General features: G+C 70.4%; 11 protein-coding genes. 7 read left to right on the top strand and 4 right to left on the bottom strand.

The window, feature by feature from the left end; translation table 11 throughout:
* Positions 1 to 40 precede the first annotated feature (40 nt).
* Together J2S55_RS47330 and J2S55_RS47325 are read left to right on the top strand one after the other, a co-directional pair.
* The gene (locus tag J2S55_RS47330; protein WP_306876147.1) at positions 41 to 838 is read left to right on the top strand and encodes a TIGR03084 family metal-binding protein; all 798 of its coding nucleotides are present in this window, start codon (positions 41 to 43) and stop codon (positions 836 to 838) included.
* A 246-nt stretch (positions 839 to 1,084) separates the two neighbouring features.
* The gene (locus J2S55_RS47325) at positions 1,085 to 2,038 is read left to right on the top strand and encodes a prephenate dehydrogenase (protein ID WP_306876145.1); all 954 of its coding nucleotides are present in this window, start codon (positions 1,085 to 1,087) and stop codon (positions 2,036 to 2,038) included.
* A gap of 448 nt (positions 2,039 to 2,486) precedes the next feature.
* Here the strand turns inward: J2S55_RS47325 and J2S55_RS47320 are convergent, their stop codons facing one another.
* On the bottom strand, positions 2,487 to 4,067 hold the full coding sequence (locus J2S55_RS47320; protein ID WP_306876143.1) for a 4-hydroxyphenylacetate 3-hydroxylase family protein: 1,581 nt from the start codon (positions 4,065 to 4,067) through the stop codon (positions 2,487 to 2,489).
* A gap of 471 nt (positions 4,068 to 4,538) precedes the next feature.
* On the opposite strand from J2S55_RS47320, the gene J2S55_RS47315 reads away from it, so the two are divergent.
* Positions 4,539 to 5,723 carry an acyl-CoA dehydrogenase family protein gene (locus J2S55_RS47315; protein ID WP_306876142.1) on the top strand — a complete coding sequence of 395 codons (1,185 nt, stop codon included), beginning with the start codon at positions 4,539 to 4,541 and terminating at the stop codon, positions 5,721 to 5,723.
* Positions 5,724 to 5,769: 46 nt separating this feature from the next.
* Positions 5,770 to 6,195 carry an SgcJ/EcaC family oxidoreductase gene (locus J2S55_RS47310; RefSeq protein ID WP_306876141.1) on the top strand — a complete coding sequence of 142 codons (426 nt, stop codon included), beginning with the start codon at positions 5,770 to 5,772 and terminating at the stop codon, positions 6,193 to 6,195.
* Between the two features lie 174 nt (positions 6,196 to 6,369).
* Here the strand turns inward: J2S55_RS47310 and J2S55_RS47305 are convergent, their stop codons facing one another.
* Both J2S55_RS47305 and J2S55_RS47300 read right to left on the bottom strand, forming a co-directional pair.
* Positions 6,370 to 6,882 (bottom strand): NUDIX domain-containing protein, encoded by a 513-nt coding sequence (locus tag J2S55_RS47305; protein WP_306876139.1) that lies wholly within the window; start codon positions 6,880 to 6,882, stop codon positions 6,370 to 6,372.
* A gap of 306 nt (positions 6,883 to 7,188) precedes the next feature.
* Complete coding sequence (locus tag J2S55_RS47300; protein ID WP_306876138.1) at positions 7,189 to 7,464, bottom strand: phosphopantetheine-binding protein; 276 nt, start codon at positions 7,462 to 7,464, stop codon at positions 7,189 to 7,191.
* Positions 7,465 to 7,884: 420 nt separating this feature from the next.
* Between J2S55_RS47300 and J2S55_RS47295 the strand changes: the two genes are divergently transcribed.
* From J2S55_RS47295 to J2S55_RS47285, 3 genes are all read left to right on the top strand, one after another.
* Positions 7,885 to 11,148 (top strand): non-ribosomal peptide synthetase, encoded by a 3,264-nt coding sequence (locus J2S55_RS47295; protein ID WP_306876136.1) that lies wholly within the window; start codon positions 7,885 to 7,887, stop codon positions 11,146 to 11,148.
* 37 nt (positions 11,149 to 11,185) lie between these two features.
* Positions 11,186 to 12,823 (top strand): tyrosine 2,3-aminomutase, encoded by a 1,638-nt coding sequence (gene cmdF / locus J2S55_RS47290; protein ID WP_306876134.1) that lies wholly within the window; start codon positions 11,186 to 11,188, stop codon positions 12,821 to 12,823.
* Between the two features lie 196 nt (positions 12,824 to 13,019).
* On the top strand, positions 13,020 to 14,510 hold the full coding sequence (locus J2S55_RS47285) for a tryptophan 7-halogenase (protein ID WP_306876131.1): 1,491 nt from the start codon (positions 13,020 to 13,022) through the stop codon (positions 14,508 to 14,510).
* A gap of 82 nt (positions 14,511 to 14,592) precedes the next feature.
* Here J2S55_RS47285 and J2S55_RS47280 read toward each other — a convergent pair whose 3' ends face one another.
* On the bottom strand, positions 14,593 to 16,197 hold the full coding sequence (locus tag J2S55_RS47280; RefSeq protein WP_306876129.1) for an MFS transporter: 1,605 nt from the start codon (positions 16,195 to 16,197) through the stop codon (positions 14,593 to 14,595).
* Positions 16,198 to 16,230: the final 33 nt, after the last annotated feature.

Genomic DNA, 16,230 nt, shown 5'->3' with positions numbered 1-16,230 from the left:
TTCCGATCTGAATCTGATCGCCAAATGAGAGGACAGAGACGTGAGCGAGCTGGAGGGCGTGCTCAACGACCTGACCGCCGAGGGCGACGAACTCGCCCGGCTGGTGGCAGGGCTCGACGCGGAGCAGTGGCGGCTGCCCACTCCCGCACCCGGATGGACGATCGCCGACCAGATCGCCCACCTCGCCTTCATCTTCAGGCTGGCCGGGACGGCGGCATCCGACGCGGAGGCGTTCAAGGTCCTGGCCGCGGGGGCGGAGAAGGATTTCGACGGCGCGGTGAACGCCGCGCTCGCCGACTACAAGAACGACCCGCCGGAGGTGCTGCTCGACCGCTGGCAGGCCGAGCGCGAGGCCGTGGTCAAGGCGCTGGCCGCCGTCCCGCCGGGTGAGACGGTGCCCTGGCTGGTCAACCCGCTGCCGCCCGTCATCCTCGCGTGCGCCGGGATCATGGAGCAGTTCGCACATGGCCAGGACATCGCCGACGCGCTCGGCGCGCGCCTGGAGCGGACCGACCGGATCGGGCACCTGGTCGTGTTCGCGGTGCTGACCAGGGACTTCGGCTATCTGGCGCGGGGGCTGACGCCGCCGGCCGGGGAGTTCCGCTTCGAGCTCACCGCCCCCTCGGGACAGGTGTGGGCCTACGGGCCGGAGGACTCCGAGCAGAAGGTCACCGGGCCCGCCGTGGACTTCTGCCTGCTGGTGACCAGGCGCCGCCACCGCGACGACCTCGCGCTCACCGCCACCGGTGCCGAGGCCGACCACTGGCTGGACATCGCTCAGGCGTACCGGGGACCGGCCGGGGCCGGCCGTTCCCCCGGGCAGTTCGCCGACGCCTGACAACACGCCGGGCACATCAGGTTCAGGGCCATCGCCCGTCCTTTCTCCACGCGGCTTTCCGACCCGCTCGGAGAAAGGACGGGCGATGGCCCTCGCCATTTCCGGTAATTGACATGAAGCGGTTTCCGATGGGCAGCTTGTTGACTCTGATCTGCCTGGTTAACGGACTGTGAAACGCGCAGAGTTATCCGTGCGAGAACAGCTGGAAAACACACGATCCGATAGGCGATGAGAGGAAAAGATTTGATGACGACCGCGATGGTTGCCGACGCCCCGCCGGATGCCCGCGTACCCGGCGGGGGCGTTGCGGAGGAACCTGCGGACCCGGTCGGGGTCCGCCGCGTCACGGTTGTCGGCAGCGGTGTGATCGGGACCTCGATCGCACTCAGGCTGCGCCGTGCCGGCATCCACGTCGGGCTGTCCGACCGGGACACCGGCGCGCTGGCGCAGGCGGTGAGGATGGGGGCGGGGACCGCGCTGACGCGCGACGATCCCCCCGCCGACGTCGTGGTCATCGCCACCCCGCCGTCCACCGTCGTCGACGTGCTGCGCGAGGCCCAGGCCCGCGGGCTGGGCGCCGTCTACACCGATGTCGCCAGCGCCAAGACCCGCATCATCGCCGACGCGGAGCTGGCCGGATGTGACTTCACCACCTACGTTCCCGGGCATCCGATGGCCGGCCGTGAGCTGTCGGGCCCCTGCGCGGCGCACGCGGACCTGTTCACGGGCCGGCCGTGGGCGCTGTGCCCGCACCCGGCGACGCCGGCGGGGCCGGTGCGGCTGGTGGCGCAGCTGGTCGGGGTGTGCGGGGGAGAGCTCAGGGTGCTCACCCCCGAGGCGCACGACCGGGCCGCCGCCGCGGTCTCGCACGTGCCGCACCTGGTGTCGGCGGCGCTCGCGGCGTGGTTCGCGGGCGCCGACCAGAGCACGCTCTCGCTGGCGGGCAGGGGCCTGCAGGACACGACCCGGGTCGCCACCGGAGCTCCCGGCCTCTGGTGCGACATCCTGCAGCAGAACGCCGACCCGATCGCCGCGGTGCTGGACGCGGTGGTCCGGGATCTGACCACCGCCGCCGGCGCGCTGCGCAGCGCCGACCACGCCAGAGGCGGACCGCTGGCCGATCTGCTCGTCCGGGGCAACCGGGGCCGCGAGCACATACTCGGCGGTCCGGCCGGCGCCCAGGAGAGGACGGTGGCCTGAGCCGCCGCAGATCGGCGTGACCGTACGGCGGGCCCGCCGGCGCCCGTACCGTTCATTTTTTCCGGGAAAGGACAGCGCAATGGGGGAGATGCCTCGGATATCAGACCGATGTCATGCTTTTTAAAGAAGCTGAATGTGAATGTGGTCCGCATTGAACGGCTTTATCCGTTAAGGAGGAGATCCGAATCCTTCCCCGCGTCGGTGGCTGCAGACACCGAGGCGGAAAGGACCACAGCCGCTTTTTCCGGTCATCCGTTTTCCCTGGCGTGAGGGCTCCGCGGGGAAAGGGTGTACCGCCGCCCGCCGAGGCGGGCTCCTGCGCCCTTTCCCGCGGGACATCCGGACACCTGGACACCTGATCGCAGCTGAACGCCTGGAGGCCCGGCCGCCCTCGTGGGGCGACCGGGCCTCCTCACGCGCGGCGTCTCAGGTGGTCGGCCGGAGACGCTCAGTCGTTGAGCAGGCCGTCCCTGACGCCCCGCAGGTTGCCGAAGGAGTTGAGATCGGGCACCGTCCAGCCGTCCAGGTCGTACTCGGCGAGACATTCGTCGACGAAGGCCTTGTAGTCGTCGACCTGTCCGGTGGCCAACTGTGCGAACAGCAGCTCCACCCGGGTGTTCTCGTGGTTGCCCGCGTAGTTGCGCTCGTACAGTTCGTGTCGGCCGCCGAACTCGGAGCCGACCGCGTCCCACAGCAGCTTCATCACCTTGACCCGCTCGACGGAGTCGACGCCGCCCGAACCGCGGACGTATTTGTCCAGGTAGGGGCGGATGTCTGGGTTCTTGAAGTCATCGGCGCTGGAGTTGACGTAGATCAGTCCGCTGGCGACGTCCTGCTGCACGATCTCCTTGATCCTCGGGTAGCCGATCTGCATGAACCACCGGTAGGCCATGCCGTACTGGGGATTGGGCAGCACCGCGCCGTTCTTCCACGCGACCGGGTTGCGCGCGGCCGCGTCGGAGAAGGCCCAGAACAGGTTGCGCCAGGCCAGGACCTCGCCCAGCCGGCTCTGCACACCTCGGAAATCCGAGGTGCCGGTGATCTCCAGTGCCTTGGCCAGCAGGCCGGCGATGAACTCCAGTTTCACCGCCAGGCGCGTGCAGCCGTGGAAGGTGAAGCGCTCGGAGAATCCGGACTGCCCGGTGAACAGCTGGACCTTGCCCAGGTCGCCGTAGATGAACACGTTCTCCCACGGGATGAGCACCTTGTCGAGGATGAGGATGGTGTCGTTCTCGTCCAGCCGTGAGGAGAGCGGGTAGTCGAACGGGCTGCCCATCACCGCGGCCGTGGCGCTGTAGGACGGCCGGCAGATCAGCTTCATCCCCGGCGCGCCCATCGGCACGGTGGCCACCAGCGCGAACTTCCGGTCCTTGATCGGCAAGCCGTAGTGGGCGATGAAGTTGTAATGGGTGAGCACCGAACCGGTGGCGACGACCTTGGCCCCGCTCACGACCAGGCCGTTGTCGGTCTCCTTCTCCACGTGGATGAACACGTCCGCGACCTCGTCCGGCGGGCGGCTGCGGTCGACCGGCGGGTGAACGATCGCGTGGTTCCAGTACAGGACCTTCTCCTGCGACTCGCGGTACCAGCGCCGCGCGTTGTCGGCGTAGGGGGCGTAGAAGTCGGCGTTCGCCCCGAGCGTGCCCAGGAAGGATGCCTTGTAGTCCGGGCTCCGTCCCATCCAGCCGTAGCTCATCCGGGCCCAGGCCGCGATGGCCTGCTGGTCGGCCACGAGGTCGGCCGCGCTGTGCGGGGTGGTGAAGAAGCGGTGGGTGTAGCCGTCGCTGCCGGTGTCCGTCGGCGCGGTGAGGACGTCACGCTTGGCCGGGTCGTGCAGAGCGTCGTACAGCCGCGCCGTCATCCGGACGGGGTTGTGGAAGGCCGGATGCGAGGTGACGTCCTTGACACGGTCGCCGTAGATGTAGATCTCCCGGTCGTCGCGCAAGGTCTCGATGTATTCGTCGCCGGTCAGCGGACGTGTCTTCGGCCGCGCCTCCGTCACGTCCGGGCCATCCCGATGGTCGGTCATCAGGCAACTCTCCTTCTCGCGGCTCGGCTCCCCCATGAATCGGCGGCGCCGAGCGGCGCTGTGGTCCAACGGGAACACGCTCGAAGAGGCCCGCGCGCCGGCGGGACTCGACAATGCTCTCGTCGGAGCGTCGCGGACGACGCGTCCTGCCCGACGGCACCGGCGAGCGAGCGCGTCGGCCTTCTGCTGCAGGTTTGATGCTGGCACCCGGAAGCACGGTGGGCTTCTCAGAGGTTGCGGCTTCCGCGTCGCGTGATTCGACCGGACCTCCGCCGCTGTCCGGAGGACCGATCCTGAAATGGCGATCCGCAATTCAGAAGATGCGGGTGCCCGCCTCCGGTGCGACCGTCGGGGTGATGACCATCGGCGGATGACGGAGCAGATGAACGCTCACCGCTCCATGATTTCACGGCACTGTGAGCGGGGCGCGCCGGGCGGCCGCGTTTTCCCGTCTGAATTCTTTGGGAGGAAATGGTGTTGACCACCGAGGTTCCGACGCGGGAGCAGCTGGTACGGCGCGCGTCCGAATTGGCGCCGATTCTTCGGAAGAACGCGGCGTGGTCGGAGGAGAACCGGCGCATTCACGGAGAGTCGATCGAGGCGCTGGCCGACGCGGGCATCTTCAAGCTGCGGGTGCCGGCCCGGTACGGCGGCTACGAGTCGGACACCCGCACCTTGGTCGACGTGGCCACCGAGCTCGGCAGGGCCGACGGGTCCACATCGTGGGTGGCGTCGGTGTACTGGATCCCGACGTGGATGGCGTGCACGTTCCCCGACCAGGTCCAGGACGAGGTGTTCTCGACCCCGGACGTGCGGATCTGCGGGACGCTGAGCCCGAGCGCGATGGCGGCCCCGGTCGACGGCGGTGTCGTGGTCAACGGCAAGTGGGCCTTCGTCAGCGGCGCCCTGCACGCCCAGTGGCAGGTGATCGTGGCGGTCGTGGTGGGCGCCGAGAGCGAGCCGTACCCCGTCCTGGGGCTGGTGCCGATGTCGGATCTGCAGATCGTGGACGACTGGCACACATCCGGTCTGAAGGGCACCGGCAGCGTCAGCACGATCGCGGCCGACGTGTTCGTCCCCTCCGAGCGCATCCTGCCGCTGCCGGCGGTGCTGCAGGGACAGTACGCCTCCCAGCTGAACGCCGGCGTCCCGATCTACCGGACGCCGTTGCTCCCGGTCGCCTCCGCCTCCTCGGTCGGGACCGTGGTCGGGCTGGCCAAGGCCGCCGGCGAGGCGTTCTTCGAGCGGCTCCCCGACCGGAAGATCACCTACACCGGTTACACGGCCCAGGCCGAGGCGCCGCTGACCCACCTGCAGGTCGCCGAGGCCACGATGAAGGTCGACCAGGCCGAGTTCCACGCCCACCGCCTGGCCACGCTGGTGGACGGCAAGGGCGTCGAGGGCGCGCAGTGGTCGCTGCAGGAGCGGGCCAGGGCGCGCGCCGACATGGGCATGGTGTGCAAGCTGGCCAAAGAGGCCGTGGACATCTTCAGCACGGCCAGCGGTGGTTCGTCCATCTACAGCGACCAGCCGATCCAGCGGATCTCGCGTGACGTCCAGGCCGTGAACCTGCACGCCCTGATGCACCCGAACACCAACGCCGAGCTGTACGGGCGGATCCTGTGCGGCCAGGAGCCGAACACCTTCTACCTCTGACGGCCGGCCCCTCCCTCCACCGACGTCCACGGAGAAAGAGACGGACATGACCACGACCAGCCCCGCATCGACCATCGCAGGTCCTTCCGCCGACGACCAGGCCGCTGTGGCGGCCGTCCCCGGGCGCATCGTCGCGGCCTGGGCCAAGCACGACGCCCAGGCCTTCGCCGAGGTCTTCACCGAGGACGGGACCATGATCCTGCCCGGCCTGTACCGCAAGGGCCGGGAGGAGATCCAGGCGTTCATGGCCGCCGCGTTCGAGGGGCCGTTCAAGGGCACCCAGGTGACCGGGCAGCCGATCGACGTCAGGTTCCTCAGCGGCGACGTCGGGATCGTGATCACCGTCGGCGGTGTGCTGGCCCCCGGTGAGACCGAGGTCTCCGACGAGCGCGCCATCCGGGCCACCTGGATCGTCGTCAGGCAGGACGGGCAGTGGAGCCTGGCCGCCTACCAGAACAGCCCCCGCGGGTAGCGTCCGGGCCCCGTGCCCCCGCGGCCCCGGGCCACCGCCGTACGGCGGGCCGCGGGGCCGGCGGGGGCACGGGGCGCCCCAGTGCCGGTGTGGCGACCTCAGGGTCCGCCGGGCGGACCGGGCAGCCGGTGCACGCGCCCGCCGGGCAACGTCGCAGATCGCCGGGAGCGGGCGTCAAGCGGACCGCAGGAGCAGGCAGAGAAGGGCCGTCAACGTCGTCCCTTCGAGGATTTCGCCGCTGTCGATGAGGCGGCGCACTTTGCTCAGCGGCACCCAGGCGATCCGCTCGGACTCGAATCCGTCCGCCGGCGGGCCGATGTAGGTGGCGGCGTCGGCGCGGAAGACGTAGTGGCGCGCGGTGAGCAGCCCGGGTATCGGCTGGGTGTGGATGAGGCGGCGCAGCGGTCCCTCCGGGCGCCAGCCCGTCTCTTCCTCCACCTCCCGCGCCGCCGCCGCGGCCGGCCCCTCTCCCGGGTTGATCGCACCGCTGGGGAGCTCCCAGCCCCAGGCGTCGGTGATGAACCGGTGCCGCCACAGCAGCAGCACCCGCTCCCGGACGACCACGGCCGCATAGGCGCCGTCGGAGCTCTGGATCAGCCGGTGGTCGAGGTGCCGTCCGTCGGGCAGTTCCACGTCGGCGGAGCGGAGATGCACCCATTTGTCGTGATACAGGGTGCGCTCAGACATGACGTTCCAGCGCATGGTGCCCCCTCGCGATATCGGGCCGTCGCGGCGAGCGGAGGTCGGCCATGACGGTCCCGTCCCTGAATGTAGTTGAAGCGGTCGGGCATGGTGCGTCACCGCAGCCGGGCGGTCCGTCAGGCGGCTGCGAGGCGACGAATCCCTCGCGCTCCGGTCCTGGCCGCCGACGACGACCGGGGGTGGAGACGGTGATGCCGCACGCCGGCGCCGGGCACGACAGAGCGGGCGCCCGGCGGAGGAGCGCCCGCGTTCTCGCCGGCAGGGGGCCGCCCGGCCGTACGGGCGGCCCTGTCAGCCGCCGATCCCGGCGCTCTCGGCCTGCGCCACGACGGTGCGGACGAAGTCCTTCATGCTGGGGTCCTCGAACAGGGCGCTCACGTCGATGCTGATGCCGAGCTCGTCCTCGATGCGGGACGCGATGCGGATCGCGGACACCGAGTGGCCCTGCAACTCGAAGAACGTGGCGTTCTTCTGCTCCTCCGGCATACGGAGCACGTATCGCCAGATGTCTTCGACCCGCTTCTCAACCGCCGGAAGGCTCAGGTCATTCAGGTGGTTAACCGTCATTGGATATGCTCCTTACGCGGTCCATTCGTGGGTACGGGGCTCTCATCCGCCGCAGCGCCGGATCAGGCGCCGTTAATTGCCGCGGAAGTTCGCACACGGCACGCCAACGACTCTCCGACCATCGTTCGCGGATGAGCAGGCGGCCGCATCTTTACGATTGCTTTTTTCGCTGCACATGGCTGTGAACGCGGCAACTTCGGAGAAGGCCCCGATGGCCGGAGCTGCCACTATCGGAGCTGCGGCAGACGTCCACCGCGCCGGCCGACGGCAGATCGGGCCCGCCCCCTGCGGCCCGCCGAGAACACGCTGCCGCGCCAGTGATCCGCGGTGCTGAACAGGTGCAGACGCCGCTCGGTTATCGCAATTCTTGAGAAGCTCCCGAACGCGTCTTGGCATGAGAATGCAGAGGTGGTGAATCATATGGTCGCGGCTGACGTATTTTGTGCACGTGAGGTCGGTGCCAAGCACGCGGTGGCGTCCGATGCCCAAGACGGTTTATGGTTCCTGAACCAGCTTATTCCAGATTCCACGGCCCATCATATAAACCGGGCATATCAGATAACGGGCGGCCTTCGGATCGGCGCGTTGCGCGCGGCCTGGCGGGCGGTGCTCCAGCGGCACGAGGCCCTGCGGACCACCCTGGTCGAGATCGACGGGCGGCTGGTGCAGCGGATCGCCGACGAAGACGACAACCCGATGTCGTTCGTGGATCTCAGCGGGACGCCCCCGCAGGACCGGGAGACGCAGCTCGACCGCTTCTGCGCGGACTGGGCCGACACGCCGTTCGACCTCGCCGCGGGACCGCCGGTCCGGTCGGCCGTCGTGCGGCTGAGCGTCACCGAGCACGTTCTGCTGCTCGCGCTGCATCAGGCCGTCGCCGATGACCGGTCGGTGTCCGTCCTGGTGGAGGATCTCTCCGCGGGCTACGCGGCGGAGGATTCCGGCAGGCCTGCCGCGCTGCCCGCCCTCGCCTCGCAGTACGCCGACTACGCGCGCGAGCAGCGCGCGCAGGAGAGCGCGCCGGAGCTGCTGGAGTGGTGGATCGCGAGGCTGACGCCGCCGCCGCCCCCACTGGACCTGCCGACGGACCGGGCCCGCCCCGCGGAGCCGTCCTTCCACGGTGGCGCCGTGTCGTTCGACTGGGGCGAGGATTTCGGCCGTTCGCTGGCCGGACTGGCCCGGGCGGCGGGGACGAGCCCATGGGTCGTCCTGCTCGCGGGGTTCCAGTGCCTGCTGCACCGCTACAGCGGCGAGGACCGTATCGCCGTGGGCGTGCCGGCGACGGTGCGGCCGGACTCCGGAGCCGACGCGCTCATCGGCCCCTTCCACAACCTCCTGGTGCTCTGCGCCGACGTCTCGCAGGCTCCCACCTTCCGCGAGCTGGTCGCCGGGGTGGCGCAACTGGCGGAGGGCGCCTCCGCCCACCGGCAGCTGCCCTTCGCCCACCTGGTCCGGGCGCTGAAGGTCGAGCGGGACCCCCGCCGGATCCCGCTCTGCGACGCCATGTTCGTGTCCCCGCAGGCGCCCGAGTCCGAGCTCCGGCTGGCCGGCGCCCAGGTGCGGCGCCGGCCGGTCGACGGCCGCGCGGCCAGAGCCGACCTCACGCTCACCGTGGGCAGCACGCACTCCTCGGTCACCGGGTCCCTGGAGTACCGCGCCGGCCTGTTCGAGCGCTCATCCGCCCGCGCCATCCTCGATCAGCTCCACACGCTGCTGGCCGCGGCGCTGGCGACGCCCGACCTGCCGGTGGGGGCGCTGCCCCTGGAGGATGAGGAGCGCATCCGGGCGGCAGTGGGCGAGGCCGACCACATCACCGGCGCCGCCCCGGCCGAGTGGCCGGTGCACGAGCTGGTGCGCAGGCACGCCGAGCGGCATCCGGAGGCGGTCGCGATCGCCTGGCAGGGCACCACCGTCACCTATCGTGACCTGGTCGGGCAGGCGGCGTCGATCACCGCCTCCCTGCGTGCGCTCGGCACCGTCGAGGGCCAGGCCGTCGCGGTGCGGCTGCCGCGGGGGGTCCGCCAGATCGCCGCGCTGCTCGGGGTGCTCGGCGCCGGCGCGCACCTGGTCTGGTTCGGCACGGCCGACGCCGGGGAACGCGGCAAGGCGGTGCTGCAGGACCTGCGGCCCACCTGCCTCGTGCTCGACGAGGAGACGGCCGGCGACGAGCTGAGCACCTGGTACCGGGACGAGCTCGGCGGCCGCGTCCTGGACCTCTCGGCCCCGGACCGGTCCGAGGCCCTCCCGGTCCCGCCGACCCCGCCGGGGAGCGGGCTGGGCGAATGGGCCTACGTCGCCTACACCTCGGGGTCGACCGGCAGGCCGAAGGGGATCTCGCAGACGCACGGCGCCTTCGCCCAGTTCGTCACCTGGCTGGCCGCGGAGTTCGGCATCGGCCCCGGTTCCCGGGTCGCGCAGTGGGTGGCTCCGGAGCACGACCCGGCGCTGTGCGAGGTCTTCGCGACCCTCGTCTCGGGAGGGACGCTCTGCCCGGTCCCCGAACGGATCAGGATGAACCCTGAGAAACTGGTCGACTGGCTCGCCGATGAGCAGATCACGCTCATCGAGACGGTCCCCAGCTTCGCCAAGGAGATCCTCGCGCTGGTCACCAGCGAGGACTCGGCCGGGCGGCTCGCCGCGCTCGACCATCTCCTGCTGATGGGGGAGGCGCTGCCGGAGGAGTTGGCGAACGGGCTGCGCGCGGCCCTGCCCTTCACCCGGCTGATCAACGCCTACGGCCCCACCGAGACGATCGCGGCGACCTGGCACGAGATCAGTGCTCCTGTGCACGGGACGGTGCCGATCGGCCGTTCCATTCCCGGCCGGCAGGTCCTGGTGCTGGACGAGCTGGACCGGCCCTGTCCGGCGGGGGTCACCGGGGAGATCGTCATCCTCACCCCGTACGTCACGCCGGGCTACATCGGCGCCGGGGCCGGCGTCGGCCCGGCCTTCCTGCCGGTGCGCGGGCTGGAGGCCTCCGGTGCCGAGCCCGGCGGCTGTTACCGGACCGGGGATCTCGGGCGCAGGCGCTGGGACGGCCTGCTGGAGTTCCGCGGGCGTAAGGATTTCCAGGTCAAGCTCCTCGGCAACCGGGTGGAGCTCACCGACGTCGAAGCGGCGCTGGCCGCTCACGACTCGGTCACCGAGTGTGCGGTGGCCGCCCTCACCAACAAGGAGGGGCTGGTCACCCGCCTGATGGTCTATGTCGTGCCGCAGCGCACGCCGTCCGGGGACGCCGCGGGCTCCCCGGAGGTGTGGCGCGCTCACCTGCGCCGGCGGTTCGGCAAGCTGACGCTACCCGCGTCGTTCATGATCATGAACGATCGGCTCCCGCGCAACCTCGCCGGCAAGGTCGATCGACGCCGGCTCCCCGATCCGGGCCCGCTCCCGGCCAAGGACGCCCCGATGCCGCGCACCTGGGCGGAGAGGCGCATGGCGGAGATCTGGTCGGAGCTGCTGGGCACCGACCAGCTCAGCACCGAGGACACCCTCTTCGCGGTGGGTGGGCATTCCCTGCTGATACCCCTGCTGATCACGCTGATCCACGAGCGGTTCGGGGTCCAGCTGTCGCTGCGGGAATGCTTCGCCAACCCCTCGCTGGCCGGTCTCTCCGCCCTGGTCGAGTCGGCAGTGAGGAACAGTCCGACGACGACGTCCGACCCTGTGCCAAACGCAAGCCTTTGACGACAGCCGTTAGCAAGGCCATGAAGGAGTGAGGGAATTGACTCTAGTCGAGACCGAAGTGGTCAAGACCGAGGCGGTCCAGGTCGACGTGTCGGTTGACATCGACGGCGAGAGCCTGAATATCGCCGGTGTCCGGCGGATCGCCGAGGACCGGGCGCCCTGCAAGCTCACGCCGGGTGCCCTGGCCGCGGCCGCCAGGAGCCGGCAGGTCTTCGAGGACATCGCCCGCGAGGACATCCCCATCTACGGAGTCACCACCGGCTTCGGCGAGATGATCTACATGCTGGTGGGCACCGCCAAGGAGGTGGAGCTGCAGACCAACCTCGTGCGCAGCCACAGCGCCGGCGTGGGCCCGCTGTTCGCCGAGGACGAGGCCAGAGCGATCCTCGCCACCCGGCTGAACGCCCTGGCCAAGGGGTACTCCGCCGTGCGGCCGCAGGTGCTGGAGCGCCTGGCGCTCTACCTCAACCTGGGGATCATCCCGGCCATCCCGGAGATCGGCTCGCTGGGCGCCAGCGGCGACCTGGCCCCGCTGGCGCACATCGCGAGCACGGTGATCGGCGAGGGCTACGTCCTGCGTGACGGCAAGCGGGTCAAGACCGCCGAGGTTCTCAGTGAGTTCGGCATCGAGCCGCTGGAGCTGCGCTTCAAGGAGGGGCTCGCGCTGATCAACGGCACGTCCGCGATGACCGGGCTGGGCTCCCTCGTCGTCGGCCGGGCCCTGACCCAGGTGCGGCAGGCCGAGATCGTCGCGGCGCTGGTGATCGAGACGCTGCAGGGCTCGACCAGTCCCTTCCGTCCCGAGGGGCACGACATCGCCCGCCCGCACGCCGGCCAGATCGACAGCGCCGCCAACATGCGCGAGCTGATGCGGGGCAGCGAGCTGACCGTGGAGCACGCCGACCTGCGCCAGCAGGTGCAGGAGAGCAGGCAGAACGGCCAGACCGTGCAGCGGACGCCGCACTACCTGCAGAAGGCCTACTCGCTGCGGGCCATCCCGCAGGTCCTCGGGGCCGTCCGCGACACCCTCTACCACGCGGTGACGAAGCTGGAGATCGAACTCAACTCCTCCAACGACAACCCGCTGTTCTTCGAGGGGCAGGAGATCTTCCACGGCGCCAACTTCCACGGTCAGCCGATCGCGTTCGCGATGGACTTCGTGACGATCGCGCTCACCCAGCTCGGCGTCCTGTCCGAGCGGCGGACCAACCGGCTGCTGAACCGGCACCTCAGCTACGGCCTTCCGGAGTTCCTCGTCATGGGCGACCCCGGTCTCAACAGCGGATTCGCCGGTGCGCAGTACCCGGCGACGGCGCTGATAGCGGAGAACCGGACCATCGGCCCGGCCAGCACGCAGAGCGTGCCCTCCAACGGCGACAACCAGGACATCGTCAGCATGGGCCTGATCTCGGCGCGTAACGCGCGCAGGGTCCTGCAGAACAACGAGAAGATCCTCGCGGTGGAGTTCCTCGCCGCGGCCCAGGCGGTGGACGTCTCCGGGCGCTACGAGGGGCTGAGCCCGGCCGCCAAGGCTGTCTACGACAAGGTGCGCTCGCTGGTGCCGACGCTGGACAAGGACCGTTACATGGCCGACGACATCGAGACGGTGGCCGCGGCCCTGGCGCGCGGTGAGGTGCTCCAGGCCGTCGTGGACTGTGGCGTCGAGCTGCGCTGACCCCAGGCGCGGCCGGTCCTGAACTTCCATGCCCCATCGACGCCCGGCCCACGGGGCCGGGCCGGCGCCCCGGGGCCGCCGGATCATCCGGTGGTCCCAGGGCCGGCCCGGTGCCGCCGGCGGCGAGGAGGCTGACGGGGAATCACCACACGTCCGCTCGGGCCGGGCGGCGTGCCTTGTGAAGGAGAACGTGAACGTGAGTGCTGAGAACGCCCTTGAATACGACGTCATCGTGGTCGGCGGCGGCCCCGCGGGCTCGACGACCGCGGCGCTCGTGGCGATGCAGGGACACAACGTCCTGCTCCTGGAGAAAGAACAGTTCCCCCGCTACCAGATCGGGGAGTCGTTGCTCCCCTCGACCGTGCACGGAATCTGCCAGCTCCTCGGCGTGTCGGAGGAACTGCGGGAAGCCGGATTCATGCCCAAACGGGGCGGCACCTTCCGGTGGGGCAGCAATCCCGAGCCATGGACCTTCTCCTTCTCCATCTCCTCCAAGTTCAGCACCGAGGCCTCGACCGCCTACCAGGTCGAACGGATGAAGTTCGACCAGATCCTCCTCGACAACGCCCGCCGCAAGGGCGTCGAGGTGCGCGAGCGGACATCGGTCACCGACGTCGTCGAGGACGACGGACGGGTGTGCGGTGTGCACTTCACCGACGCCGACGGCGTGCGGCACACCGCCCGCAGCCGCTACCTCGTCGACGCCTCCGGGCACAAGAGCCGCATCCATCAGAGGGTCGGCGGCAAGCGGCTCTACTCGGAGTTCTTCCGCAACATCGCGCTGTTCGGCTACTACACCGGCGGCAAGCGACTGCCCGCCCCCAACCAGGGCAACATCCTGGCCGCGGCCTTCGACTCCGGCTGGTTCTGGTACATCCCGCTCACCGACGAGCTCACCAGCGTCGGCGCGGTCGTGCGCCAGGCCGAACTCGAACGGGTCCAGGGCGACCGGGAGAAGGCGCTGAGCAAGCTGATCGACGAATGCCCGCTGATCGCCGAATACCTGGCCGACGCCCAGCGCGTCACGGACGGGCCCTACGGCGAGATCCGCATCCGCAAGGACTACTCCTACAGCAAGGAGGCGTTCTGGCGGCCCGGCATGGTCCTGACCGGTGACGCGGCCTGCTTCATCGACCCGGTCTTCTCCTCCGGGGTGCACCTGGCGACCTACAGCGCCATGATGGCCGCCCGCTCCATCAACACCTCCCTGCGCGACCAGACCCAGGAGACGGCCGCCTTCGAGGAGTACGAGGCCCGTTACCGCAAGGAGTACGCGCTCTTCCACGATTTCCTCGTCGCCTTCTACGACATGCACCAGCACGAGGACTCCTACTTCTGGAACGCCAAGAAGGTCACCAACAACACCGCGTCCGAGCTGGAGTCCTTCGTGGAGCTCGTCGGCGGCGGCGCCTCGAACGAGGGAGCGCTCGTCGACGCCGGCTCCTACCTCACCGAGCGGGCCTCCGCCTTCGAGGAGCTGTCGCAGATCGTCCAGCGTCCGGTGCACGTCGAGGGAGAGGACCGCAACCTGCTGCAGGCCTCGCTGGCCCGCTCCGTCGTCAAGGCCGGCGCCCGGATCCAGGTGCAGGCCGTCATCGGTGAGAACGCCGACGAGCAGACCCCGGTGCGCCCAGGCGGTCTCATCCCCTCCCTTGACGGCATGCACTGGACGTGGCCGGCAGCCTGATCCCCCGCCCGACCGCCCGGCCCCGGCCGGACCTCCACAGCGTGCGCACACAGCGTGCCGGCCGACGGCCGGCACGCTCGTTTCAGTTGGAGGCTCCCTGGGGGACGGCACCGGCTGCCGCCTCCGGGGCGTCGCCAGGCTGGTCGGGGTGGTTCTGAGCGCTGGGGCGCACGTGCCGGAGCAGGGTCACGGCGAGGATCGCGACGCCGGCCAGGAGCACGGCACTGAGGATCGCGACGGCGTGCAGCCCGCTGGTGAAGGCCTCGCGGGCGGGGGCGAGCAGCGCCGCCTGGAGCCGGCCGGGCAGGTGCTGGGCCGCGGTCGCGGCGCCGGCGAGCGTGTCACGGGCCGCCTGGGCGGCCGGGGCCGGTATGCCGGCGGGGATGCCGGCGGCGATGTGGTGGCGGTACACGGCGGTGCCGACGCTGCCCAGTACGGCGATGCCGAGCGCGAAGCCGAACTCCGCACTCGTCTCGTTCATGGCCGCAGCCGATCCGGCTCTGCCGGGCGGGGCGGATCCGACGACCAGGTTGGTGCCCAGGGTCAGCAGCGGGCCGGCGCCGAGGTTGCTGAGGGCGAAGCCCGCCGCCAGGACCGCGGGTCCGGAGGCCGCGCCGGCCCGGGTGAGCAGCAGCAGGCCGGCCACCGACACGGCCAGGCCGGCTCCGATGAGGTAGGCGGGGCGGATCCGGCGGGCCAGGAGCGGCGACAGCAGGAAGCTCGCGGTGTTCGCGGCGACGGTGGGGAGCATCCACAGGCCCGTCTGCAGGGGTGACAGGCCGTCGACCAGCTGGAGGTGCTGGGTGATGAACAGCATGATCGCACTGGTCAGCATGATGCCGAACAGCATTGTGCCCAGTGCGGCGCTGAAGGTGCGGTTGGCGAACAGACGCAGGTCCAGCAGCGGATCGGCCAGTCCACGCTGCCGGCGGGTGAAGACCACGCCGACGGCGAGGCCGACCGCGACCGCGGCGACGGGCAACGGCTGCCAGCCGTTCCTGGCGAGCTCCTTGAGGCCGTAGACGATCGGCAGGGTCGCGGCCAGGGACAGCGCGACGCTGGCCAGGTCCAGCCGGCCGGCCTGCGGGGTGCGGTATTCGGGCAGCAGCAGCGGCCCGAGCACCAGCAGCAGCACCATGGCGGGCACCCCGATCAGGAACGCCGCGCCCCACCAGAAGGTCTCCAGCATCGCGCCGCCGACGATCGGGCCGATGGCGGCGCCGCCCATGAAGCAGGTCAGCCACACCCCGATGGCCAGGCCCCGCTGCCGGGGGTCGTGGAACATGTTGCTGATCAGTGCCAGGGTCGAGGGGGCCAGGGTCGCCCCGGCGACCCCGAGCAGCGCGCGGGCGGCGATCAGCATCTCCGGGGAGGTGGAGTAGGCGGCCAGCACCGAGGCGAGGCCGAACACGGCCGCGCCGCCCAGCAGCAGCCTGCGGCGGCCGATCCGGTCGCCGAGAGTCCCCATGGTGATCAGGAATCCGGCGAGCATGAACGCGTAGATGTCGGTGATCCACAGCTGCTGGGTGCTGCCGGCTCCCAGGTCCCTGCTCAGGTGCGGCAGCGCCAGCAGCATCACGAACACGTCGAGGGAGACCAGCAGGGTGGGCAGGGCCAGTACGGCCAGCCCGGTCCACTCCCGTCGCCCGGCCCGCGGTCCTGGCCCGGTCGTCCGGTCGGCGTCCATCAGGTCCTCCCGATTCCGGCCTCTCACAGGTGG

It is taken from the genome of Streptosporangium brasiliense (genome assembly GCF_030811595.1).
Classification (GTDB): Bacteria; Actinomycetota; Actinomycetes; order Streptosporangiales; family Streptosporangiaceae; genus Streptosporangium; species Streptosporangium brasiliense.
This window is presented reverse-complemented; position numbering and strand designations above follow the sequence as displayed.

Bases quoted from the DNA above. Each gene is read 5' to 3' on its own strand.
- J2S55_RS47325 (WP_306876145.1), top strand. From the start codon at position 1,085: ATGACGACCGCGATGGTTGCCGACGCCCCGCCGGATGCCCGCGTACCC.
- J2S55_RS47320 (WP_306876143.1), bottom strand. From the start codon at position 4,067: ATGACCGACCATCGGGATGGCCCGGACGTGACGGAGGCGCGGCCGAAG.
- J2S55_RS47315 (WP_306876142.1), top strand. From the start codon at position 4,539: ATGGTGTTGACCACCGAGGTTCCGACGCGGGAGCAGCTGGTACGGCGC.
- J2S55_RS47310 (WP_306876141.1), top strand. From the start codon at position 5,770: ATGACCACGACCAGCCCCGCATCGACCATCGCAGGTCCTTCCGCCGAC.
- J2S55_RS47305 (WP_306876139.1), bottom strand. From the start codon at position 6,882: ATGTCTGAGCGCACCCTGTATCACGACAAATGGGTGCATCTCCGCTCC.
- J2S55_RS47300 (WP_306876138.1), bottom strand. From the start codon at position 7,464: ATGACGGTTAACCACCTGAATGACCTGAGCCTTCCGGCGGTTGAGAAG.
- J2S55_RS47295 (WP_306876136.1), top strand. From the start codon at position 7,885: ATGGTCGCGGCTGACGTATTTTGTGCACGTGAGGTCGGTGCCAAGCAC.
- J2S55_RS47280 (WP_306876129.1), bottom strand. From the start codon at position 16,197: ATGGACGCCGACCGGACGACCGGGCCAGGACCGCGGGCCGGGCGACGG.